A 22,024-nucleotide genomic window follows, 5' to 3' on the forward strand; every position below is an offset into this window, starting at 1 on the left:
ACCGCTAGTTCGAGGCCTGAACGGGCGCCCATCCCTGGCTGCGAAACTTTCGAAAGAGGAACGGAAACTATTTCTGCCGAGAGGGTTGACGGGTACTCAGCAACCCCCAATCATCTGTCTGGCACCCCGACCGCAGTTCGAAATGTCGAACTGGCTGTCCTGTGCAGACATGCCGCACCACAGAGCCGCTCACAGCCAGCTGCACGACGGATCCAGGCACCTCAGGCAGTCCTTCCGGGTTCCCCCGGACCCGCGCTGTCGGTCGGGTGATCCGTCATACCTACCTTGGAGGCACAGCAATGGGCTCCTATGCCCTCCCCAGAGCCGCCCTCCGGCGGAAGTTCCGCGTCCTGCTCCCCACGCTCCTCGTCGGCGCCCTCGGTGCGGCCGGCGCACTGGCCGCGCCGGCGCCGGCCGCCCAGGCCGCCGAGTCGACCCTCGGCGCCGCGGCGGCGCAGAGCGGCCGCTACTTCGGCGTCGCCATCGCGGCGAACCGCCTGAGCGACTCGACGTACGCGTCGATCGCGAACCGCGAGTTCAACTCGGTGACGGCCGAGAACGAGATGAAGATCGACGCGACCGAGCCGCAGCGGGGCCAGTTCAACTTCACCAACGCCGACCGCATCTACAACTGGGCGGTGCAGAACGGCAAGGAGGTGCGCGGCCACACCCTGGCCTGGCACTCCCAGCAGCCCGGCTGGATGCAGAGCCTCAGCGGCAGCGCCCTGCGCCAGGCGATGATCGACCACATCAACGGCGTGATGGCCCACTACAAGGGCAAGATCGCGCAGTGGGACGTGGTGAACGAGGCGTTCGCCGACGGCAGTTCGGGCGCCCGGCGCGACTCCAACCTGGAGCGCACCGGCAGCGACTGGATCGAGGTCGCCTTCCGCACCGCGCGCGCCGCCGACCCGTCGGCCAAGCTCTGCTACAACGACTACAACGTCGAGAACTGGACCTGGGCGAAGACCCAGGCCATGTACCGCATGGTGAAGGACTTCAAGCAGCGCGGCGTGCCGATCGACTGCGTCGGCTTCCAGTCGCACTTCAACAGCGGCAGCCCGTACAACAGCAACTTCCGCACCACCCTGCAGGAGTTCGCCGCGCTCGGCGTCGACGTGGCCATCACCGAGCTCGACATCCAGGGCGCCTCGCCGACCACCTACGCGGCCGTGGTCAACGACTGCCTGGCCGTCTCCCGCTGCCTCGGCGTCACCGTCTGGGGCGTGCGTGACATGGACTCGTGGCGTTCGGGGGACACCCCGCTGCTGTTCAACAACGACGGCAGCAAGAAGGCGGCGTACACCGCCGTGCTGAACGCCCTCAACGCCGGCCAGGGCGGCGGCGACCCGGACCCGGAGCCCGGTGACGGCACCGCGATCAAGGGCGTCGGCTCGGGCCGCTGCCTGGACGTGCCCAACGCCAGCACCACCGACGGCACGCAGGTCCAGCTGTACGACTGCAACGGCCGCACCAACCAGCAGTGGGAGCTCACCTCCTCCGGTGAGCTGCGGGTCTACGGCAACAAGTGCCTGGACGCCGCCGGCACCGCCAACGGCGCCAAGGTGCAGATCTACAGCTGCTGGGGTGGCGACAACCAGAAGTGGCGTTTCAACTCCGACGGCACCATCGTCGGCGTCCAGTCGGGCCGCTGCCTCGACGCGGTCGGCGCCGGCACCGCCAACGGGACGCAGATCCAGCTGTACGCCTGCGGCGGCGGGAGCAACCAGCGCTGGTCCCGCGCCTGATCCACCATCCCGACGAACGTGAGGGTCACCGCCCGTACCGGGCGGTGACCCTCCTTCACCCGCGTGGCTCCTCGGGGAGGAACGTCACCTGCGGGGCGCCCGTGCGCGGATGGGTGGTGACTTCCGCCGCAACCCCGTACACCTCGGCCAGCAACCCAGGGGTGAGGATCTCGGCGGGCGGGCCGCAGGCGGTCACCTCACCGTCGTGCAGGACGTAGAGCCGGTCGCAGTAGTAGGCGGCCAGGTTGAGGTCGTGCAGGGCGAGCAGCACGGTGGCGGGCAGGCGGCGCAGAGTGCCGAGCACGGACAGCTGGTGGCGGATGTCGAGGTGGTTGGTGGGTTCGTCGAGGACGAGGAGGGTGGGCTGCTGGGCGAGGGCGCGTGCGATGAGGACGCGCCGGCGTTCGCCCCCGGAGAGCCGGTCGAAGGGACGGTCGGCCAGGTGGACGGCGTCGACGGCGAGGAGTGCGGAGTCGATGAGTTCGGCGTCCTCGGGGGTGTCGCCGGCGAGGAGTCGTTTGTGCGGGGTGCGGCCCATGGCGACGACCTCGCGGACGGCGAGGTCGAAGTCGGCTGCCGATTCCTGCACCACCGCCGCCACGGTGCGGGCCAGTTGCCGCACCGGCAGTGCCCAGGCGTCCTCGCCGTCGACCCGGACCCGGCCGGCGTCGGGGCGCAGGACGCGGTAGACGGTGCGCAGAAGGCTGGACTTCCCGCTGCCGTTGGGGCCGACGAGTCCGATGGTCTCACCCGGGCGGGCGGTCAGGGAGACGTCGCGCACCAGGTGGCGTGCTCCGGCGGTGAGCGTGACACCGTCGACGCTCAGTTCGGTCGCGGTCATGCCCCTCCTCGGTCGGTGCCGCGCCGGGCGTCCCTGCGCATCAGCCACAGGAAGAACGGCCCGCCGCACAGGGCCGTGAGGACGCCGACGGGTATTTCCATCGGCGCGGCGATCGTCCGTGCGGCGATGTCGGCCCAGATCAGGAAGACCGCTCCGCCGAGTGCCGCCGTCGGCAGGACCCGGCGGTGGTCGCCACCGACGAACAGACGCACGATGTGCGGCATCATCAGGCCGACGAAGCCGATCGGCCCGGCCGCCGCGACCAGCACGCCCGTGACGAGGGAGAGCAGGACGAACAGCCGGGCGCGGAACCGGGCCACGTCCAGCCCCATCGTGGTCGCCGCCTCCTCGCCGGCCAGCAGCAGGTTCAGGCTGCGTGCCTGCGCCATGAGGACGCCGAGACCGAACACCAGGGCCGTGCTCGGCAGCCACAGCGTGCCCCAGCTGACGCCGCCGAGACCGCCGAGGGTCCAGGCGAGGACAGCGCGCGCCTCGTTGCCGCGGCCGGTGGTGAGCAGCAGCAGATCGAGGACCGCGGTGAGCACCGCCGCGACCGCCACCCCGGACAGCACCAGCCGCGACGAGGTGATGCGTCCGCCGGTGCGGGCGGTGGCGTACACGAGCAGAAGCGCGCCCAGGGCGCCCAGGAAGGCGGCCACCGACAGGGAGACCGGCCCGAAGAGGCTGACACCGAACACGATCACGGAGACCGCGCCGAGGGACGCCCCGGAGGAGACGCCCAGCAGGTAGGGCTCGGCGAGCGGGTTGCGCACCAGGGCCTGCAGGGCGGTGCCGATGACCGCGAGGCCGGCCCCGGTGACCGCGCCGAGCAGCACCCGAGGCGCCCGCACGTCCACCACGATGGTCTCCCGGGCCCGTGACCAGTCCGGCTCCCGCCAGCCGGCGCCCGCAGCATGCGTCACGATGCCCCACACCTGGCCGGGCGGCACGTGCACGGAGCCGATGGCGAGGCCCGCCGTGGCGGAGAGGACGAGCAACGCGGTGAGGAGCAGCAGCATGACGGCCGACAGCGTGCCTCGTGTTCCCGGCCCGGTGGCCTTGCGCCGTGGAACCGTCCGCCCGGTGGGCATGCCGGTGGCGGCCCGGTTCACCGGAAGCTCTCGGGGTGCAGCCCGCGGGCCAGGTCCTCGACCGCGTAGGCCGAGCGGATGCCGACCAGGGTGGCGGTCAAGGGCAGGACGACGAACCGCTTGTTCCTGACGGCGGGTACGTCGGCGAGGGCGGGCTGGGAGAGCAGGAACTCCTTCTTCTCCTTCACGCTCCCGGCGCCGGCGTAGTCGTAGATGGCGATGACTTCCGGCTTGCGCTCGACCACCTGCTCCCAGGAGACGTCGCCGAAGACGTCGTCGAGGTCGGCGAAGACGTTCTCGCCGCCGGCCAGCCGGATCAGCTCGGTGCCCAGGCTCTTGCCGCCCGCGGTGAAGGCGCTCTTGTCGCCGCTGTCGTAGACGAAGACGGACACCTCGGGCTCGCCCTCGACCTCGGCGGCGGCCTTGCCGACGCGGCCCTCGAGGTCCGCGACCAGCTCGTCGGCCCGGTCCGGGACACCGAAGACCGTGCCGATGGTGCGGATCTCCTCGTAGGTGTCCTTCATCGTCACCCGCTTCTCGCCGCAGTACTCACGGTTGAGGTAGGTGTCGATGCCGGCGTCGGCGAACGCCTTGCGGGAGCGGCCCTCGTTCTCGGCGAAGGCGCTGCCGTAGCCGCCGTAGACGAAGTCGGGTTCGGCGTCCAGGATCTTCTCGAACGACGGTTCCCTCTCCGCCAGTTCCGGGATCGCCTCGTAGTCCTTCCTCAGCTCGGGCAGGACGGCCGAGTCGGGGAAGGCGGTGCCGACCAGGCGGTCCTTCAGGCCGAGGGCGAGCAGGAGTTCCGCCGGGTGCTGGTGGATGGTGACCACCCTCGACGGCGGCTTGTCGTACGTCGTCCTCATGCCGCAGTTGTCGATGGTGACCGGGAAGCCCGAGGGCGCGGCAGTGGCGGCCTCCGCGTCCCCGCCGGCCCTGTCGGACGCACCGCACCCGGTGGTCAGCAGCACGGACGACAGAGTCACGGCAGCGGCCGTGGCACGAAGGAACCCGCACGTGCGGGCAGGGGTGAGCAATGGGAACACGTGAAGCCTCCTGGAGTCCGCGCTCCTTCGGACGGGCCCGCGACGGACCAGTGTCCTGACTCCCGGATCGACGTTTCCCACCGCCTTCCCGCGCGATGCGCAGTGGCATGTCGGAGGGGCGCTCCCCGGTCACAGTGGCGGGACCGTGCCGGATTCGCACCGGCTTCCTGTCTCCCGTCGCGGCGATGACCGGACGATCCTACGTTCCCCCAAACCGACGGCGAAACGGCGTGCGGAGCCGAGCACTTCTCATCGCTGCTCTGGCCGGATAACGGCTCCACCGATCACGCTCTCATCAGCCAGACTTGTTGCCTCACGCCACGTGAGCACCGCCGCTGCGGTGGCCCGTGCCCGGGAGGCCCTGATGACGTCGGACGTGAGGCCGGACGAGGACGGGGCGGTGACCCCGTCAGGAAGGCAGCGGCCTCCGGGTGACCGTGTCGCGCTGCGCGGCGATCTGCGGGCCGCCCTGCCCGACGCCGGCGCGGCGGTGACGGTCACCGTGCTCGTGTTCGCCCTCCTGTGGGCGCGCATGGAATCGGGAGCCTCCGACACCGTCGCGGTGATGCCGTTCATGGACGATCCCGGCACCTACTGGATGTACCTGCTCAGCCAGGCGTTCGGCTGGTCCGCCCTGCTGTGGGCCTGGGGCACGGTCATGCTCGGGCTGCTGCTGTCGGGACCCCGCCCCGCCCGGCTGCCGGTGTCGAGGCAGGTACTGGAGCGCTGGCACCGCACCACCAGCCTGACGACCATGGCGCTGATGTTCGCGCACGCGCTGATGTTCGCGGCCGAACTCGTACGCTACGAGACGAAGGTGGACTGGGCGGAGCGGGTGTGGGCGGCCTTCGCGGACACCTTCGTGCCGGGCTGGTACGACTCCGGGACCGGCCGCGTCGCCATCCCGATCGGCCAGGGCGCCCTGTACCTGGCGGTCCCGCTCGGTTTGCTGTTCTACGTCCGGCATCGCATCGGGGCGAACACCTGGCGCCGCCTGCACCGCTTCGTGATCGTCGTGTACGTGCTGAGCGTCTGGCACACGCTGCTGTACGGGACCAACGTCTGGTACGGGGAGTGGCCGCGCACCGTGCTGTGGCTGCTGCAGCTCCCGGTCGCCCTGCTGTTGCTGCTCCGTCTGCTGCGGCCCGCCCGGCGAGCCGAACGGCTGGGCCCGCCAGGCGGGGGCGCGGCCCGGCCGGGCTGGTGGGTGCGGGCGGCGGGACGGGTCGCCGTCGCAGCCGTCGTCGTGGGGCTGGTCGCTGTCGCGGTGTCCGGCCGTGACGGCGGGCGGGACCGCCCGACCCATCCGCCCGCGACGGCTCCCCACGCCCAGGAGACGGACTGACGGCGGGTGCGGCGTCCCGCAATGCTGTGTGCGTCGAGCGGATCCCTACCACGCACCGTTCCCGCGTGAGGACCCTCCGATGGCCTAGGCGCGGTGGTGGTCAGCGGTGGATGAGGCACATGGTCGGCAGGGCGGCATCTCCCCGAGAACGGAGCGATCCCTTGCAGCGCACCGCACAGATCTCACCCCGGGTCATGGAGTCGGTCTCGACGCCCGAGCGGGTCGAGACGCATGTGGGGACCCTGGAGTTCCCGCTGGGCGTGCCCACCGAGGAGACCGCGAACCGCCTCTACGACCATGTGGACCATGTGCGCGCGGTCAGCGCGTTCCTCGACGCCTATTCCGGCGTCAGCCTGTGGGCGGCCCGCCGGGGATTCCTGGAGGCAGGAGTCCAGGACCACGACGTCCTGCTCTTCTCGGAGTTCATGGATCCCAAGACACTCGTGCTCACCGGGAACGCCGACACCGTCTACTTCCTCACCTTCCTCGACCTGACCGAGGGCCCCGTGGTGGTGGAAGTGCCGCCCCTGGCCCTCTGTTTTCTCAACGACATGTGGTTCCGCTGGGTCGCTGACCCCGGCATGGCCGGTCCGGACCGGGGCGCGGGCGGCAGGTACCTCTTCGTGCCACCCGGTCACGAGGGCCCTCTTCCCGAGGGCGGGTTCTTCACGCTGCGGACCCGCACCACGCGGCTCATCCTGGGCGGCCGGGCGTTCCTGGAGGGCGACGACCCGAAGCCGGCGGTCGAGCGCATCAAGGAGGGCCTGCGCATCCACCGTTACATCCCCGGGTACTACGGAACCGGCATCGGGGAGATCGTCACCGGCGGCACGGCCCCGCCGCTGCCATGGACCGCCGAGACCTGGACCGCCGCGCTGCGCAGGCCCGACCCGCCGCGCTTCGTCGAAGGCTCCGGACTGCCCATGAACACCGTTCCGCCCGGGGACGCGACGTACTTCGACCTCGCGAGCGAACTCGTGCACGACCAGCCGGCCGAGGCGCTCGACCCCGAGATCGCCGGAGCGCTGGCCGCGGTCGGCATCGTCAAGGGCAGACCCTTCGAGCCGGACGCGCGGATGCGGGAGATCCTCACCGAGGCTGCCGCCGTCGGCAACGCCACGGCCCGCACCCTCGCCTGCCGTCCGCGTCCGGCCGAGGGGGCGCACTACTACGGCGCCTCCTCCCAATGGCTCAACGGCCTGCTCGTGTCCGGCCACGAGTTCCTGGCCCCGCCCGCGGACATCACCGACAGGGGCGTCGAGCTCCGCCCGAACGACGGCGCCCGGAAGCTCAACCTGCGGTCCTGGTGGTGGTACCTGGGCGTGGGCATCAGCCCGGCGTTCACGGCGCCACTGCCCGGCGTCGGCTCGCAGTACGTGTTCTCCATGGCGGATCAGGAGGGCCGGGCCCTCGACGGCGGCAGGTACTACCGACTGGTACTCCCACCGGACATCCCTGCCGCGAAGTTCTGGTCGGTCACCGTCTACGACAACCAGACGCGGTCGATGCTCGACACCCCGCAACGGTTCCCACGGGCCGGCAGCCAGGCCTATCCCACCCCGGCAGCGGTTTCCGGCGCGGACGGCACGACCACGGTGCACTTCGGACCCGACCGGCCCGACGGCGTGCCGGAGGGCAACTGGATCCGGACCACACCGGGCCGGGGATGGTTCGCGGTCCTGCGGCTCTACAGCCCGCTGCGTCCCTTCTTCGACAAGACCTGGCGTCCGGGCGAGATCGAGGCGGTGGACTGACCTCGATGGGCAGGACCCCGCTGGAGAGCTGGAACGACGGTGCCGCGAAGCAGGCGATCGTCGGCTTCGTGACGTCCGCCGCGACGGAAGGCTCGCCCGGCTTCGTCGCGCCGAGGGACCGGGTCGCCGTGTTCGACAACGACGGAACCCTGTGGACCGAGAAGCCCGCGCCGGTGCAGACGGCGTTCGTCCTCGGGAAACTGGCCGAGCGGCTGGAGGCGGACCCGTCACTGGCCCGCGAGCGGCCCTACCGGGCGCTCGCCGACCGGGACGAGTCGTACTTCCGCGCGCTGAACGACCAGGACCCCGACGCGGTGGCGTCGATGGCGGAGGCCGTCGGAGCGGCCTGGGAAGGCACCACCTTCGGGGAGTTCGAGGCCGAGGCCGCCCGTTACCTGGCGTCCTGGCGCCACGAGCGCTTCGGCGTGCCGTACTCCGGTCTCGTCTACCAGCCGATGCTGGAGCTGTTCGACTACCTCAGGGCGTACGGCTGGCGGCTGTTCGTCTGCTCGGGCGGCGGGCGCGACTTCATGCGGGTGATCTGCGAGGACACCTGGGGCCTGCCCAGGGAGAACGTGATCGGCTCGGCGCCGGAGTTCGCCTACCGGGACGGAGTGCTGGTCCGCCGGGCGGCCCTGCACGGGCCGGTCGCGCTCGGGCCGGGAAAGCCGGAGTACGTCCTCGCCCGCACCGGCCGGCTGCCGGGCTTCGCGGCCGGCAACGACGACGTGGACGTCGAGCTGCTGCGGTCCGCGCGGTTCGCCCTGCTCGTCGTCCACGACGACGACGTCCGGGAGTACGCCTACACCGACTGCGCGGAGCGGGCACGTGCGACGGCCGAGCGGTCCGGGTGGACGACGGTCAGCGTGAAGAACGACTGGAACGTGGTTTTCACAGAACGATTCGCTCAGGAGAAGCCAAGTGCCTCACATCAGTGACGCCCCCAGTCCGGGCACCTCACCCGAGACCCTCGCCTCGATCGTCTGCCCGGACCGGCTGGAGACGGTCTTCGGAACGCTGGACTTCTTCGACGGCCTGCCCCTGCCCGAGGCGGTCACCCGCAGCTACGACACGCTGGATCTGCTGCGCGGGATCGAGGCGTTCCTCAACTGCGTGCCCGGGGCCTCCATGGTGGCGCTGCGACGCGGACTGCGGAGCATCGGCGTCGACTCCCGCACCATCGGCTACACGGCCCCGCGCTGCACCTCGGCGCCGGTGCTGCTCACGGGCAACACGGAGACCACCTACGGGATGACCTTCCTGGCGCTCGACGAGGACGGCCCCACCGTGGTCGAGGCGCCGGGGAACTCGCTGTGCGTCGTCGACGACCTGTGGCAGCGCTACGTCACCGACATGGGCATCGCCGGGCCGGACCAGGGGAAAGGAGGCGCGTACCTCTTCCTGCCCCCGGGGTACGAGGGTGACGTCCCCGACGGCTACTTCGTCGTGCGGCCCAGGACGTACGCCTCCTGGGTGGTGCTGCGTGCCCTGGGGGGCACGGAGAGCCTGCTCACGTCGCGGATCTACCCCCTCTCCGCCGCGGCGGACCCGCCCGAGCAGCGCTTCGTCAACTGGGCGGAGTCCGACTTCAACACGGTCCACGCGAACGACTTCTCCTTCTTCGAGGAGATCGACACCATCGTCCAGGCCGAACCGCCCGAGTCGCTCGACCCCGAGCGGGCCGGTCAGCTCGCCGCGCTCGGCATCGTGCGCGGCAAGCCCTTCCGGCCGGACGACCGTATGCGCTCGATCCTCGACACCGCCGCCAGGATCGCCTCGGGCATCGCACGGACGCTGGCCTTCAAGCCACGTGACCCGGGCTTCTCCTACTACCCCGACCGGTCATGGAAGACCCCGTTCCCCACCCGCAGTTACGAGTTCCTGTCGGAGGAGGGCGCCCGCCTGCTGGATTCCCGTTCGGTGTTCCACTACTTCGCGACCGTCTCCTCTCCGGCGATGGTGGCGGCGCCCGTCGGCACCGGATCGCAGTACGCCTACACGGCGGAGGACTCCACGGGCGCGTGGCTCGACGGCGGACGGACGTACACGCTCACGCTGCCGCGCGGCGTGCCGGCGAAGAACTTCTGGGCCGTGACCGTGTACGACCCGCAGACCCGCTCCCTGCTGCGCACCGGCACCCCGTACCCGAGCGTCAACAGCCTGTCGGACGACGTTCGGCCCGAGGCCGGCGGCGACACGGTCATCCACTTCGGCCCGACCGCTCCGGAGGGCAAGGAGGCGAACTGGATCCAGACCGTACCCGGCAAGGGATTCTTCGTGGTGCTGCGACTCTACGGTCCGCTCGACAGCTGGTTCGACAAGAGCTGGCGGCCGGGCGAGATCGAACCGGCGTGAGGTAGGCGGCCGTGGGCGAGGCGATCGGTCAGATTCTGTCCTACGGCGTCGCCGTGGCGCTGAGCGCGTTCCCGATCATCGGTGTGGTGCTGATGCTCGCCACCCCCAGGGCGCGCACCAACGGACCGGCGCTGCTCCTGGGCTGGTCCCTGGGCCTGGCCCTGGTCGGCACGATCGTGCTGCTGGTCTCCGGGGGCGTCGGCCCGAGCGACCAGGGGCAGCCGGCCGACTGGGTCAGCGCGCTCGACCTGACGCTCGGCGTGCTGCTGCTGTGGGTGGCGGTGAAGGAGTGGCGCGGCCGGCCGCGCGACGGCAAGGAGGTGCCGTTGCCGAAGTGGATGCGGACGGTCGACTCGTTCACCCCGGTCAAGGCGCTGGCACTGGGGACGGCGATGTCCGCCCTCAACCCGAAGAACCTGCTGCTCTCGATCGCCGCGGCGTCGGCGATCGCGCGCACGGACACCTCCGCCGGCGCACAGGCCGTGGCACTGGCCGTCTATGTGGTGCTCGGGGCGCTAGGGCCCGGAACGCCGGTCGTGCTCTACTTCGCCCTCAGGGAGCGCTCGAAGCACATCCTCGACGACCTCAGACTCTGGATGGAGCAGCACAACACGGCGATCATGGCGGTGATCTGTCTGCTCTTCGCCGCGAAGCTGGTGGGCAACGCCATCAGTGATCTCTCCTCCTGATGAGGGCGCGCATGCCCGGCCTGTTCCCCTCCCTGCGGGGATACCGGTGGCAGTGGCTGGGGCGGGACGCGCTGGCCGGCGCGACCGTGTGGGCGGTCCTCGTGCCCGAGGCGCTCGCCTATGCCACGATCGCCGGCGTCTCGCCCGTGGTCGGCCTCTACGCGGCGCCCGCCGCGCTGATCCTCTACGCCGTCTTCGGCAGCTCCAGGCATCTGGTGGTCGGGCCGATGGCGGCCACGGCGGCGCTCTCGGCGGCGATCGTCGGTGACGCCGCGGACGGTTCCGGCGCCCACTTCGCCGCGCTGACGGCGGCCCTCGCCGTCACGGTGGGCCTCGCGGCGCTCCTCGCCGGACTGCTGCGCCTCGGCTTCCTCGCGAGTTTCATCTCCGAGCCGGTGCTGAAGGGCTTCATCGTGGGCCTGGCACTGACGATCGTCGCGGGCCAGTTGCCGAAGCTCTTCGGTGTCGAGGGCGGGCCGGGGGACTTCTTCGAGAAGATCTGGGCCCTGGCCGGCGACCTCGGCGCGACCAGCGGCCTCACCGTCCTGGTCGGTGCCGGCAGCCTGCTGCTGATCCTCGTGCTGCGGCGGACCGCCCCGGTCGTGCCCGGCTCGCTGATCGCCGTGGCGCTGGGGATCGCGGTGGCGGCGGCCTTCGATCTGGAGAGCCACGGTGTCGCCGTCGTCGGGGACATCGACACCGGGCTGCCCTCGTTCGGCTTCCCCGACGTCTCGCTCGACAATTCGGCGGTCTCGCCGCCGGAAGCGTCGGCGTGCTGCTCGTCGCCTTCGCCGAGGGACTCGGGGCGGCGAAGAACTACGCCGTCCGCGGCCACTACGAGGTCGACGCCGACCGGGAACTGATCGGGCTCGGCGCCGCGGGCCTCGGCGCCGGCCTGTCCAGCGGCATGGTCGTCAACGGCAGCCTCTCGAAGACCGCCGTCAACTGGTCGGCGGGCGCGCGGACCCAGCTGTCCGGCGTCTTCGTCGCCCCCCTGACCGTGATCACGCTCCTCTTCCTCACCGGCCTCTTCGAGAAACTTCCCGAGGCGGTGCTCGCGGCAGTGGTGATCGCGGCGGTGGTCGAACTGGTCGACCTCGCCTCGCTGGCCGCCCTGCACCGCGTCTTCACCCGCAGGCTCGGCCAGGACTACGGCGTCGCCGCGCGCCCCGACTTCCTCGCCGCCGTCGCCGCGCTGCTCGGGGTGCTGGTCCTCGACACGCTGCCCGGCCTGTTCATCGGCATCGGCGCCTCGCTGCTGCTGCTCCTCTACCGCTCCTCGCGCCCGGTCGTCAGCGAACTGGGGCAGCTGCCGGGGAACGGGCACTTCACCGCGCTCGACCGGCACAGGGACACCCGCAGAATCCCGGGAGTGGTCGTGCTGCGCGTCGAGGGGGGCATCTACTTCGCCAACGCCGAGCGGATCCGGTCCACGGTGGGGAAGGCCGCCGGCCGGGACGGAGCCACGGCGGTCGTGATCGACGCGGAGACCGTCCCCTTCATCGACGTCAGCGCCGTACGCATGCTCGACCAGCTGGCCGGAGAGCTGAAGGCCCGCGGAGTCCGGCTGCTGCTGGCCCGCGACGTGGGTCAGGTGCGGGACGTGCTGAGCACCGCGGACGCCGGGGCGGAGCTGCGGCACGTCCATCCCACCGTGCGGGAGGCGGTCGAGGCCGCCAGGACCGACACGTGACCCCGCCCCGGCACGGCGGTGTTCAGTCCGCCGGGCCGGGCAGCCACAGGTCGGGGCCGAACACCTCGTAGCGGATGTGCCGTGCCGGAACCCCGGCACGCAGCAGCTGTCCGCGAACGTCGCGCATGAAGGGCAGCGGGCCGCACAGGAACACCGAGGCGTCCTGGGGCAGTTCGATGCCGTCGAGGTTCATGAGACCCTCGCGGGCGTCGACTTCCTCCGGGCCGGGCCGTTCGTACCAGAAGACCGCCCGGGCGCCCGGCAGTTGCCCGACGAGTTCCCGCGTCTCGCCGCGCAGGGCGTGGTCGGCGGCTGAGCGGTCGGCGTGCAGGACCAGCACAGGGCGGGGTGAGCCGAGGGCGGCGAGACGGGCCAGGATGCTGGTCATGGGGGTACCGCCGATGCCCGCGGAGACCAGGACGACCGGAGTGGTGGCGTCGGCCGGGTCATCGAGGAAGACGTCCCCGAAGGGAGCGGACAGGGTCAGTTCGTCGCCCTCGCGGATCCGCTCGTGCAGCAGCCGGGAGACCTCGCCGTCCGGCGCGCCGTCCGTGCCGGCGACCCGCTTGACGGTGATCCGCCGCAGTTCCCCGCCCGGGTCCGAGGACAGGCTGTACTGGCGGAGCTGGTGGATGCCGTCAGGCATCAGGGCGCGCACGCTCACGTACTGGCCGGCGCGCGCTTCCGGCGCCGGCCGGCCGTCGGCGGGACGGAGCACGAAGGACACCACGTCAGGCGTCTCGGTGCGGCGCTCCACCACGCTCCACTGCCGCCAGACCCGGCCGGGTTCGACGCCCGCGTCCTGGTACAGCCGGGCTTCACGGCTGATCAGCGCACCGGCCATCAGCCAGTACACCTCGTCCCAGGCGGCCGCCACCTCCGGGGTGACGGCGTCGCCGAGGACCTCGGCGATCGCGCCGAACAGATACTTGTGCACGATCGTGTACTGGTCGTCGGTGACGCCCACGGCGGCGTGCTTGTGCGCGATCCGGTCCAGCAGGGTGTCCGGGCGGGTGTCCGGATCGTCGAGCAGCGCGGTCGCGAATCCGGCGATCGAACCGGCCAGCGCGCGGCGCTGGGCCCCGCTGGCCTGGTTGCCGCGGTTGAACATCCCGTCGAGCAGCTCCGGCCGGTCGCGGAACATCGCGCCGTAGAAGCGTGTGGTGATCTCGTCGAGCGCTCCGGCCACGGCGGGCAGGGTGGCACGGACCACGGCGGCGGATTCTGCGGACAGCATGGAGCCTCCCGGGCAGGGGGTGAGAGGGGGACGGGCCGCCGCATCGCATCAGCGGCATCTTCTGTGTAGCAGGCGCCGGGCCGCGTTTCTGCCCTGATGCGCTGCGCTGGACGAGGCGGGGCCGAACGGCCCTCCTATTCGGGCCCGTCGGCCCCGGAACCCGGTCCCGTCACGGGGCCGCTCGGCACAGGGACGCTCTCCTGTCGGCCCTGTGCGACGCGGCACTGCCGCGTCTTCGTCGGCGGTTACAGAAGGCTGCTCCAGTACGGCAGGAACCGGGTGAGGACGAGCAGCACGATGATCCCGTACCAGGCGCCGAGCAGCATCCAGTGCGTGTCCCGTACGACCTCCAGGACGCCACGGGGCACGCGGACGACGCCCTGTTCCATGCAGTGCAGGGTCACGTACCAGAACAGGGCGATGGTGACGATCCAGACCACGGCGCAGTAGGGGCAGAGCTTGTTGAGTTCGTAGAGCGACTGTCCGATCAGCCAGTGCGCGAACACCACTCCCGCCAGCGCCCCGGCGTCCAGCGTGAGCCACAGCCGGCGGTGCAGGCGCGCCCCCGAGAGCACGGCGACGCCCAGGGCGGTCACGGCGGCGAAGGCGCCCAGGCCGAGCAGCATGTTGGGGAAGCCGAACAGGCTGCCCTGAGGGCTGGACATGACGCTGCCGCAGCTCACCACGGGGCTGATGTCGCACGGCGGTTGGCGGTCCGGGTCGCGCAGGAGCAGCCAGTCCTCCACGGTGAGCTGGAAGGAGGCGAGCCAGCCGGCGGTCCCGGCGAGGACCATCACCCACCCCGTTCGGCGGCTCGCGCCCACCGCCTGCGGGCGCCGGACGCTCGTGGTGCCCGGCGCGAGCACGGGTCCGTGACTCATGCGGCTCGCCGGGAGCCGGAGCCGGTGGCCGGGCGGGTCCGGCCCGAGGCTGTCGGGGCCGCGGCCGGTGCGGTGCGCCGCCGGTAGACCAGGTACGGCCGGGCCAGGTATCCGATCGGGGCGCTCCACACATGCACCAGCCGGGTGAACGGCCAGGCCGCGAAGAGCAGGAAGGCGCTCAGGGCGTGCAGCTGGAACAGCAGCGGGGCCCCGGCGATCGCCTCGGGCTCCGGCTGGAGGACGAACAGGCCGCGGAACCAGACGGAGACGGTGGAGCGGTAGTCGTATCCGGCGCCGAACACGTTGTGGGCGGCGGTCGCGGTGATGCCGAGCAGGACGGTGGCGGACAGCAGCGGGAAGAGGAGCTTGTCGCTGCGGTCGGTGCCGAGCCTGATCCGGCGGGTCAGCAGCCGTCGGGCGCACAGCATGCCGAGTCCCGCGACCATGGCGACGCCCGCCACCGAGCCCGCCCACACGGCTGTGGTGTGGTACGCGTGCTCGGTGATGCCGACGGCCTCCGTCCAGGAGCCGGGAACGGCGAGCCCCACGATGTGCCCGGCGATGACCATGAAGGCGCCGAGGTGGAACAGCGGGCTGCCCCAGCGCAGCCAGCGGTGTTCGAGGAGCTGGGTGGTGCGCGTGGTCCAGCCGAACTGGTCCTGCCGGTAGCGCCAGACGTGCCCGACGGCGAACACGGCGAGGCAGATGTAGGGGACGGCGACCCACAGAAGCAGATCGGCGCCGCTCGCCGCAGCGGCGGCCAGGGGGGAGAACGCGGCGTTCATCGGTCGCCTTCCGTCAGGCTGGTCGGGGCGTGCGGGACATGGGTCGGCGGGGCGGGCATCGGCGGCACGAAGGTGCCGGGAGGAGCGAACTCCCCCTCCCCGTAGGTCCCGTACGGGTCGAGGCCGACCTCCTCGTTGGGCGGGCCCTCCGCGACGAGCCGGGCCACCGCCGCGCGGTCGGCCTCCGTGGGGGGCGGCAGCAGGGTGAGCAGCGCGGCCAGCACGTGCCGGTACGGCGAGTCCGAGTCCGTCAGCGCCCGGTGGATCAGCTCCACACCGCGCCGGTGCTGGCGCAGGGGCGCCTCCCCGCCGCCGGGACCGGCCAGCGCGGCGAACTCCAGGACGACCGGCAGATGGTCGGGCAGTTCTCCGCCCTCGGTGTTCCAGCCGGCGGCCCGGTAGCGCCGGCCGAGGGTGAGAAGAGCCATGCCCCGGCGGCGGGTGTCGCCGTGCAGGTAGTAGGTGAGGTAGAGGCTGCTCTTGCGGCGCAGGTCGAACATCTCGACGTAGTGCCGCTCCAGCGCCTCGGGATCCTGCGCGGCGAACCAGTCGGTGAACCGGGCCAGGTGCTCCGCCCCGGGCGTGGCCGGCAGGGTCTCCACGACGGCGGCCAACTCCGCCCGCGCCGAGATCAGTTCGGAGTCGGGGTATTGCAGGAGCAGCGACACGAGCCGTAGGACCAGCGCTCGGCCCGCCGTCTCCTCGGGGGTGAGCCGGGCGGGGCGGCGTACGGCGGCCCGGACCCTGGTGCGGACGAGGGCGGGAATCGACGGGGGTCCCCCCAGGCGTTCGGCTCTGGGGGAGGGCAGCGGGTTCACGCTCGGCCTCCGGGAGTGGTGTCGCGGCGCAGGGTGGGGATGCCCAGCATGATCGTGCGGGGTTCGGGGTCACCGGACGTCTCGACCGGGCAGCGGTTCTCCGTCGCGGTGAGCGCGGCGGCGTCCTCCTTGTGGGCGGCGGGGACGACGTAGCGGTCCTCGTACTTGGCGACGGCGAGGAGCCGGTGCATGTCCTCCGCCTCGCGCACGGTGAGCCCGACGGCCTTGAGCACGGACTCGTCGCCGTCCTCGCCGAGGGTGCGCTCGCGCATGTACGAGCGCAGCGCGGTGAGCTTCATCAGCACCCCGGCGACCACCTCGGCGTCGCCGGCGGTGAACAGTTCCGCCAGGTACTCCAGCGGGATGCGCAACCGGGTGACGGCGGCGAAGACGTGGTCGGGGTCGTCCTGGTCGCCGCCCGCCGCGTCGACGGCGTCCAGGACGGGCGAGAGCGGAGGGACGTACCAGACCATCGGTAGGGTGCGGTACTCCGGGTGCAGGGGCAGCGCGACCTTGTACCGCATGACCAGGTCGTACACGGGGGAGCGGCGGGCTGCGTCCAGCCAGTCCTCCGGGATGCCCGACTCCCGGGCCGCCGCCCGCACGTCCGGGTCGTTCGGGTCGAGGAAGACGCCACGCTGGGCGTCGAGGAGGTCCTTCTCGTCGGCGGTGGCGGCGGCCTCGCCGACGCGGTCGGCGTCGTAGAGGAGCAGACCGAGGTAGCGCAGCCGTCCGACGCAGGTCTCGGAACAGACGGTGGGCTGACCGGCCTCGATGCGCGGGAAGCAGAAGGTGCACTTCTCGGCCTTGCCGGTGGCGTGGTTGACGTACACCTTCTTGTACGGGCAGGCCGTGACGCACATGCGCCAGCCGCGGCACTTGTCCTGGTCGACGAGGACGATGCCGTCCTCGACCCGCTTGTACATCGCGCCCGAGGGACAGGCCGACACACAGGCGGGGTTGAGGCAGTGCTCGCACAGGCGGGGCAGGTGGAAGAGGAAGGTCTGCTCGAACTCGAACTTGACCTTCTGGGCCCACTCACCGCTGAGGTTCGGGTCGGCGCCGGCGTTCTCGGGTGCGCCGCCGAGGCCGTCCTCCCAGTTGGCGCCCCAGGTGATGGCGGTGGGCTCGCCGGTGAGGACGGAGCGGGGGCGGGCGACGGGGATGTCCTTCTGGGCCGGGGCGCTGACCAGGTTGTCGTAGTCGTAGGTGACCGGCTCGTAGTAGTCCTCGATGGACGGCAGGTCGGGGTTGGAGAAGAGGGAGAGGAGTCGCTTGATCCGGCCGCCGGAGCGCAGGACGAGCCGGCCGCGCCGGTCGAGCATCCAGCCGCCCTTCCAGTGCTCCTGGTCCTCGTAGCGGCGCGGGTAACCGACACCGGGCTTGGTCTCGACGTTGTTGAACCAGGCGTACTCGACGCCGGTGCGGTTGGTCCACGTCTGCTTGCAGGTGACCGAGCAGGTGTGGCAGCCGATGCACTTGTCGAGGTTCATCACCATCGCCACTTGGGCCATCACACGCATGTCAGTACTCCACTTGCTGGCTGCGGCGGCGGATGACGGTGACCTCGTCGCGCTGGTTGCCGGTAGGGCCGTAGTAGTTGAAGGCGTAGGTGAACTGGGCGTAGCCGCCCGCGAGATGGGTCGGCTTGAGGAGCAGCCGGGTGAGGGAGTTGTGGATGCCGCCGCGCTTGCCGGTGACCTCGGTCCTGGGCACGTTCACGTTGCGGTCCTGGGCGTGGTACATGTACACGGTCCCCTCGGGCATGCGGTGGGTAACCACGGCCCGGGCGGCGACGACGCCGTTGCGGTTGTACGCCTCGATCCACTCGTTGTCCTTCACGCCGATCTTCTCGGCGTCCTCCGAGGACATCCAGATCGTGGGTCCGCCGCGGGACAGGTCGAGCATGTATTTGTTGTCCTGGTAGTTCGAGTGGATGGACCACTTCGAGTGCGGGGTCAGATAGCGGACCGTCACCTCCGCCCGGCCGTCCTCCCGCAGCTGCTCGTCCCCGTAGTGCCTGGGCGTGTTCAACGGAGGTCGGTAGACCGGCAGTTGCTCGCCCAGCTCGGTGATCCAGTCATGCTGGACGAAGAAGTGCTGGCGGCCGGTGAGGGTGTGCCAGGGCTTCTTGTGCTCGGTGTTGATGACGAACGGGGAGTAGCGGCGGCCACCCGTCTCCGAGCCCGACCACTCGTAGGACGTCATCACGGAGCGGGGCTGGGTGCGGGTGTCGGCGAAGGTGATCCGCTCGGCCTCCCGCTCGGAGGCGAGCCCGACGAGCCCCTCGCTGCCGGTCTGCCGCTCCATCGCCCGGAAGCCCTCGGTGGCCAGGCGTCCGTTGGTGGTGCCGGACAGGGCGAGGATCGCCTCGCACATGTCGGAGGCGGTGGCGAGCGAGGGCCGTCCGGCGGCGACCCCGTCCCGGACGGTGCCGTTGCGGTGCCGCAGCTCCTCGATCTCCTGGTCGGGGTGGACGGTGATGCCCTTGGTGGTGGTGCCCAGGGTGTCCAGCAGCGGGCCGACGGCGCGCATCTTCTGCGCGATCGCGGCGTAGTCCCGTTCGACGACGACCAGCTTGGGCATGGTCCGGCCCGGGACCGGCTCGCACTCGCCGGTCTTCCAGTCCCGCACCACCCCGCCCGGCTGGGCGAGTTCGTCGGGGGTGTCGTGCAGCAGCGGAACCGTCAGGACGTCGGTACGGGTGCCCAGGTGCTCGGCCGCCAGCTCGCTGAACCGGTCGGCCATGGTCAGGAACGTGTCGTAGTCGGTGCGGGCCTGCCAGGGCGGGGCGATGGCCGGGGTGAAGGCGTGCACGAAGGGATGCATGTCCGTGGAGGACAGGTCGTCCTTCTCGTACCAGGTCGCGGCCGGCAGGACGACGTCGGAGAGGAGGCTGGTGGAGGTCATCCGGAAGTCCATGGTGACCAGCAGGTCGAGCTTGCCCTCGGGCGCCTCGTCCCGCCACACCACGTCCTTCGGCCGGAGCTCGGCCGGGGTCTCCTCGGAGCGGACTGCCGCGTCGGTGCCCAGCAGATGACGCAGGAAGTACTCGTTGCCCTTGCCCGACGAACCCAGCAGGTTCGCCCGCCACACGGTCAGCACGCGCGGGAAATTGGCCGGGGCGTCGGGGTCTTCGGCGGCGAACCGCAGCCGCCCGGACTTCAGCTCGTCCACGATGTGCTCGGCGACCGGACGCCCGGCGGCGGCCGCTTCGTCGGTCAGGTCCAGGGGATTGCGGTTGAAGCCGGGGTGACCGGGAGTCCAGCCCAGCCGCACGGCCTGCGCCAGGCAGTCCGCGAACGCCTTGCCCTTGAACCGGCCGTCGCCGAGCGGGGAGGCCAGCTCGTCGGGCCCGAACGCCTCGTAGCGCCACTGGTCGGAGTTCAGATACCAGTACGAGGTGCCCGCCATGTGCCGGGTGGGCCGCTGCCAGTCGAAGGCGAAGGACAGATGCTGCTGCCCGGTGACCGGGCGGACCTTCTCCTGCCCGACGTAGTGCGCCCAGCCCCCGCCGTTGACGCCCTGGCAGCCGGTCATGGTCGTCAGCGCCAGGAAGGCCCGGTAGATGGTGTCCGAGTGGAACCAGTGGTTGGTGCCGGCGCCCAGCGCGATCATCGAACGGCCCTGGGTGCGCTCGGCGTTGCGGGCGAACTCCCGGGCGATCCGGGCCGCCTGCCCGGCCGGCACGGAGGTGATCGTCTCCTGCCAGGCAGGGGTGTACGGCTCGGAGGCGTCCTCGTACGACGACGGCCAGCTTCCCGGGAGGCCCGGGCGGTGCACGCCGTACTGGGCCAGCATCAGGTCGAAGACGGTGGTGACGAGCCGTCCGCCGATCCGGCGGACCGGGACGCCCCGGACCATGAACGAACCGCCCTCGGTGGTTCCCTCGTCGAAGCGGGGCAGCGCGACCTCGGCCGTGTCCTCCGCACGCTCCAGAAGGCTCAACTCGGGCACCGTGTCACCCAGCTCGAGGTTCCAGCGGCCTCGCCCGGCCTCCCCCCACCGGAAGCCGAGCGAGCCGCCGGGGACCACGGGCTCGCCCGTGGCCCGGTCCAGGAGGACGGTCTTGGACTCCGCGTTCTCCTCGCCGTCCAGGCCGAGGTCGGCGGCGGTCAGGAACCCGTCGGGAACGAGTCCCCGGTCGTGCTCGCGCAGGGTCACCAGGAACGGCGCGTCGGTGAACGTGCGCAGATAGTCCTGGAAGTAGGGGACTTCGCGGTCGACGAGGAACTCGCGCAGGATCACGTGCCCCATGGCCATCGCCAGCGCCCCGTCGGTGCCGGGATGCGGGGCGAGCCACTCGTCGGCGTGCTTGACGTTGTCGGCGTAGTCCGGGCTGACCGCGACGACCTTGGTGCCGTTGTAACGGGTCTCGGTCAGGAAGTGCGCGTCCGGCGTACGGGTCACGGGGATGTTGGAGCCCCACATGATCAGATAGCCGGCGTTCCACCAGTCGGCCGCCTCCGGCACGTCCGTCTGGTCGCCGAAGACCTGCGGCGAGGCGATCGGCAGGTCGGCGTACCAGTCGTAGAACGACAGCAGGGTGCCGCCGATCAGCGAGTGGAACCGCGCGCCGGCCGCGAAGGACGCCATCGACATCGCCGGGATGGGCGAGAAACCCGCGACCCGGTCCGGTCCGTACTCCTTGACCGTGTGCACCTGGGCGGCGGCGATCAGCTCGCTCACCTCGTCCCAGTCGGCGCGCACCAGACCGCCCTTGCCGCGAGCCCGCTTGTACGCCCGCGCCTTCGCCGGGTCGGACGTGATCTCGGCCCACGCGGCCACCGGGTCGCCCAGCCGCTTGCGGGCCTCCCGCCACAGCTTCAGCAGCGCGCCGCGCACATACGGGTAGCGGACCCGGCTGGGGGAGTAGGTGTACCAGGAGAACGACGCCCCGCGGGGGCAGCCGCGCGGCTCGTACTCGGGGCAGTCCGTGCCGATCGACGGGTAGTCGGTGGCCTGGTGCTCCCAGGTGATGATGCCGTCCTTGACGTACACCATCCACGAGCACGAGCCCGTGCAGTTCACCCCGTGCGTGGAGCGCACCACCTTGTCGTGCGACCACCGGTCGCGGTAGAAGCCCTCCCACGAGGGATCGCCCGTGCCGAACACGGCGCGCCCGTCGGCGGACACCTCGCGGCGGGTGAGCAGCCTGCGGGCGGCCAGCGGCCAGCTTTCACCGGCGCGCAGCGGCTCACGCCGTGCGTTCTGATCGTTCTCCATGGCCGAGAACGCTAGGCGGCGCACCCCGCGTCCCGCCTGGGCCGGCGGTCCCTGCCGGACGGCCTTCCGGCCCGGTCCCGCAGGTCGCATGAGGGCCCAAGGTCCCGGTGGCGGGTTCCGGCACAGGGCAACCCGGGAGCCTTCGCCGTGGAGTGCCTCGAACGCGGCCCCGAAGCCTGGCGGCTGCGGCTCAGTCACCGCCGACCCGGGCCTCGACGCCGCACCGACCGGCCTGGGAGCCCGTCCTGGCGACCACCGCGGACGCCCTGACACCCCGCTTGCCGCACCGCCCTCGACCTGCGGCGGTGCGCGCGGACGGGACCGGAAACTCCGTCTCCTCCGGGTGCCAGGCCGCCACAGGGGACCCCACCCGCGCCGTCGCCTCTCCGACGGTCCGTCCGGCCCTCCGCGCCTGCCGCGCAGAGGGACCAACGGCCCTGTTCGACAAGACCATCGGCGGCCGCGCGGACCGCCGCCGCCGGTGGATGCTGACGGCGACCGATCCGGAGGTAACGCCG

Annotated in this window: 17 protein-coding genes and 1 riboswitch; of the genes, 8 read left to right on the forward strand and 9 right to left on the reverse strand. The window is 71.4% G+C overall.

Translation table 11 applies throughout. The features are described from left to right. Window positions 1–299 precede the first annotated feature (299 nt). A complete protein-coding gene (locus ACP7TJ_RS29545; protein ID WP_093767410.1) occupies window positions 300–1,748 on the forward strand; it encodes an endo-1,4-beta-xylanase in 1,449 nt (482 codons plus the stop codon). 55 nt (window positions 1,749–1,803) lie between these two features. Here the strand turns inward: ACP7TJ_RS29545 and ACP7TJ_RS29550 are convergent, their stop codons facing one another. From ACP7TJ_RS29550 to ACP7TJ_RS29560, 3 genes are read right to left on the reverse strand one after another with little or no spacing between them, the layout of a single operon-like run. Further along, window positions 1,804–2,589 (reverse strand): ABC transporter ATP-binding protein, encoded by a 786-nt coding sequence (locus tag ACP7TJ_RS29550; protein WP_093767411.1) that lies wholly within the window; start codon window positions 2,587–2,589, stop codon window positions 1,804–1,806. Continuing rightward, window positions 2,586–3,680 (reverse strand): FecCD family ABC transporter permease, encoded by a 1,095-nt coding sequence (locus tag ACP7TJ_RS29555; RefSeq protein ID WP_370166999.1) that lies wholly within the window; start codon window positions 3,678–3,680, stop codon window positions 2,586–2,588. The genes ACP7TJ_RS29550 and ACP7TJ_RS29555 overlap by 4 nt, the downstream gene beginning before the upstream one ends. A gap of 17 nt (window positions 3,681–3,697) precedes the next feature. Further along, on the reverse strand, window positions 3,698–4,723 hold the full coding sequence (locus ACP7TJ_RS29560) for an ABC transporter substrate-binding protein (protein ID WP_427766621.1): 1,026 nt from the start codon (window positions 4,721–4,723) through the stop codon (window positions 3,698–3,700). Between the two features lie 28 nt (window positions 4,724–4,751). Continuing rightward, window positions 4,752–4,940: riboswitch (cobalamin riboswitch) on the reverse strand. Window positions 4,941–5,087: 147 nt separating this feature from the next. On the opposite strand from ACP7TJ_RS29560, the gene ACP7TJ_RS29565 reads away from it, so the two are divergent. The 7 genes from ACP7TJ_RS29565 to ACP7TJ_RS29595 all read left to right on the forward strand — a co-directional run bounded on the left by ACP7TJ_RS29565 (window position 5,088) and on the right by ACP7TJ_RS29595 (window position 12,559). Beyond that, window positions 5,088–6,068, forward strand: coding sequence for a ferric reductase-like transmembrane domain-containing protein (locus ACP7TJ_RS29565; protein WP_367534796.1), 981 nt, complete (start codon window positions 5,088–5,090; stop codon window positions 6,066–6,068). A gap of 161 nt (window positions 6,069–6,229) precedes the next feature. After that, on the forward strand, window positions 6,230–7,822 hold the full coding sequence (locus tag ACP7TJ_RS29570) for a DUF1254 domain-containing protein (protein WP_427766624.1): 1,593 nt from the start codon (window positions 6,230–6,232) through the stop codon (window positions 7,820–7,822). Between the two features lie 5 nt (window positions 7,823–7,827). Next, complete coding sequence (locus ACP7TJ_RS29575) at window positions 7,828–8,760, forward strand: HAD family hydrolase (protein WP_427766627.1); 933 nt, start codon at window positions 7,828–7,830, stop codon at window positions 8,758–8,760. Next, window positions 8,744–10,177 (forward strand): DUF1254 domain-containing protein, encoded by a 1,434-nt coding sequence (locus ACP7TJ_RS29580; protein WP_427766630.1) that lies wholly within the window; start codon window positions 8,744–8,746, stop codon window positions 10,175–10,177. The genes ACP7TJ_RS29575 and ACP7TJ_RS29580 overlap by 17 nt, the downstream gene beginning before the upstream one ends. A gap of 11 nt (window positions 10,178–10,188) precedes the next feature. Beyond that, window positions 10,189–10,866 (forward strand): GAP family protein, encoded by a 678-nt coding sequence (locus ACP7TJ_RS29585; RefSeq protein WP_266550923.1) that lies wholly within the window; start codon window positions 10,189–10,191, stop codon window positions 10,864–10,866. Between the two features lie 11 nt (window positions 10,867–10,877). Beyond that, on the forward strand, window positions 10,878–11,729 hold the full coding sequence (locus ACP7TJ_RS29590) for a SulP family inorganic anion transporter (RefSeq protein WP_427766634.1): 852 nt from the start codon (window positions 10,878–10,880) through the stop codon (window positions 11,727–11,729). Beyond that, window positions 11,639–12,559, forward strand: coding sequence for a SulP family inorganic anion transporter (locus ACP7TJ_RS29595; protein WP_427766636.1), 921 nt, complete (start codon window positions 11,639–11,641; stop codon window positions 12,557–12,559). Before ACP7TJ_RS29590 ends, ACP7TJ_RS29595 begins: the two co-directional genes overlap by 91 nt. Window positions 12,560–12,581: 22 nt before the next feature. Here the strand turns inward: ACP7TJ_RS29595 and ACP7TJ_RS29600 are convergent, their stop codons facing one another. From ACP7TJ_RS29600 to ACP7TJ_RS29625, 6 genes are all read right to left on the reverse strand, one after another. After that, complete coding sequence (locus ACP7TJ_RS29600; RefSeq protein ID WP_401626541.1) at window positions 12,582–13,796, reverse strand: globin domain-containing protein; 1,215 nt, start codon at window positions 13,794–13,796, stop codon at window positions 12,582–12,584. Window positions 13,797–14,041: 245 nt separating this feature from the next. Beyond that, window positions 14,042–14,677 carry a vitamin K epoxide reductase family protein gene (locus ACP7TJ_RS29605; RefSeq protein ID WP_427766639.1) on the reverse strand — a complete coding sequence of 212 codons (636 nt, stop codon included), beginning with the start codon at window positions 14,675–14,677 and terminating at the stop codon, window positions 14,042–14,044. Beyond that, window positions 14,674–15,462 carry a respiratory nitrate reductase subunit gamma gene (gene narI, locus ACP7TJ_RS29610; RefSeq protein WP_403448591.1) on the reverse strand — a complete coding sequence of 263 codons (789 nt, stop codon included), beginning with the start codon at window positions 15,460–15,462 and terminating at the stop codon, window positions 14,674–14,676. Before narI ends, ACP7TJ_RS29605 begins: the two co-directional genes overlap by 4 nt. Continuing rightward, window positions 15,459–16,280: a nitrate reductase molybdenum cofactor assembly chaperone gene (gene narJ / locus ACP7TJ_RS29615; RefSeq protein ID WP_427766642.1), complete on the reverse strand. Its 822-nt coding sequence runs from the start codon at window positions 16,278–16,280 to the stop codon at window positions 15,459–15,461. Before narJ ends, narI begins: the two co-directional genes overlap by 4 nt. Beyond that, the gene (narH, locus tag ACP7TJ_RS29620) at window positions 16,277–17,803 is read right to left on the reverse strand and encodes a nitrate reductase subunit beta (RefSeq protein WP_427766644.1); all 1,527 of its coding nucleotides are present in this window, start codon (window positions 17,801–17,803) and stop codon (window positions 16,277–16,279) included. The genes narJ and narH overlap by 4 nt, the downstream gene beginning before the upstream one ends. Before the next feature lies 1 nt (window position 17,804). Beyond that, on the reverse strand, window positions 17,805–21,506 hold the full coding sequence (locus tag ACP7TJ_RS29625; protein WP_427766647.1) for a nitrate reductase subunit alpha: 3,702 nt from the start codon (window positions 21,504–21,506) through the stop codon (window positions 17,805–17,807). Between the last annotated feature and the right edge of the window lie 518 nt (window positions 21,507–22,024).

Source organism: Streptomyces sp. DSM 41931, from assembly GCF_050271085.1.
Lineage (GTDB): Bacteria > Actinomycetota > Actinomycetes > Streptomycetales > Streptomycetaceae > Streptomyces > Streptomyces albogriseolus.

What these genes read in the sequence shown, in the direction of transcription:
- ACP7TJ_RS29545 (WP_093767410.1), top strand. Translation starts at nt 300, where the DNA reads ATGGGCTCCTATGCCCTCCCCAGAGCCGCCCTCCGGCGGAAGTTCCGC.
- ACP7TJ_RS29550 (WP_093767411.1), bottom strand. Translation starts at nt 2,589, where the DNA reads ATGACCGCGACCGAACTGAGCGTCGACGGTGTCACGCTCACCGCCGGA.
- ACP7TJ_RS29555 (WP_370166999.1), bottom strand. Translation starts at nt 3,680, where the DNA reads ATGCCCACCGGGCGGACGGTTCCACGGCGCAAGGCCACCGGGCCGGGA.
- ACP7TJ_RS29565 (WP_367534796.1), top strand. Translation starts at nt 5,088, where the DNA reads ATGACGTCGGACGTGAGGCCGGACGAGGACGGGGCGGTGACCCCGTCA.
- ACP7TJ_RS29575 (WP_427766627.1), top strand. Translation starts at nt 7,828, where the DNA reads ATGGGCAGGACCCCGCTGGAGAGCTGGAACGACGGTGCCGCGAAGCAG.
- ACP7TJ_RS29590 (WP_427766634.1), top strand. Translation starts at nt 10,878, where the DNA reads ATGCCCGGCCTGTTCCCCTCCCTGCGGGGATACCGGTGGCAGTGGCTG.
- ACP7TJ_RS29600 (WP_401626541.1), bottom strand. Translation starts at nt 13,796, where the DNA reads ATGCTGTCCGCAGAATCCGCCGCCGTGGTCCGTGCCACCCTGCCCGCC.
- ACP7TJ_RS29605 (WP_427766639.1), bottom strand. Translation starts at nt 14,677, where the DNA reads ATGAGTCACGGACCCGTGCTCGCGCCGGGCACCACGAGCGTCCGGCGC.
- narI (WP_403448591.1), bottom strand. Translation starts at nt 15,462, where the DNA reads ATGAACGCCGCGTTCTCCCCCCTGGCCGCCGCTGCGGCGAGCGGCGCC.
- narH (WP_427766644.1), bottom strand. Translation starts at nt 17,803, where the DNA reads ATGCGTGTGATGGCCCAAGTGGCGATGGTGATGAACCTCGACAAGTGC.
- ACP7TJ_RS29625 (WP_427766647.1), bottom strand. Translation starts at nt 21,506, where the DNA reads ATGGAGAACGATCAGAACGCACGGCGTGAGCCGCTGCGCGCCGGTGAA.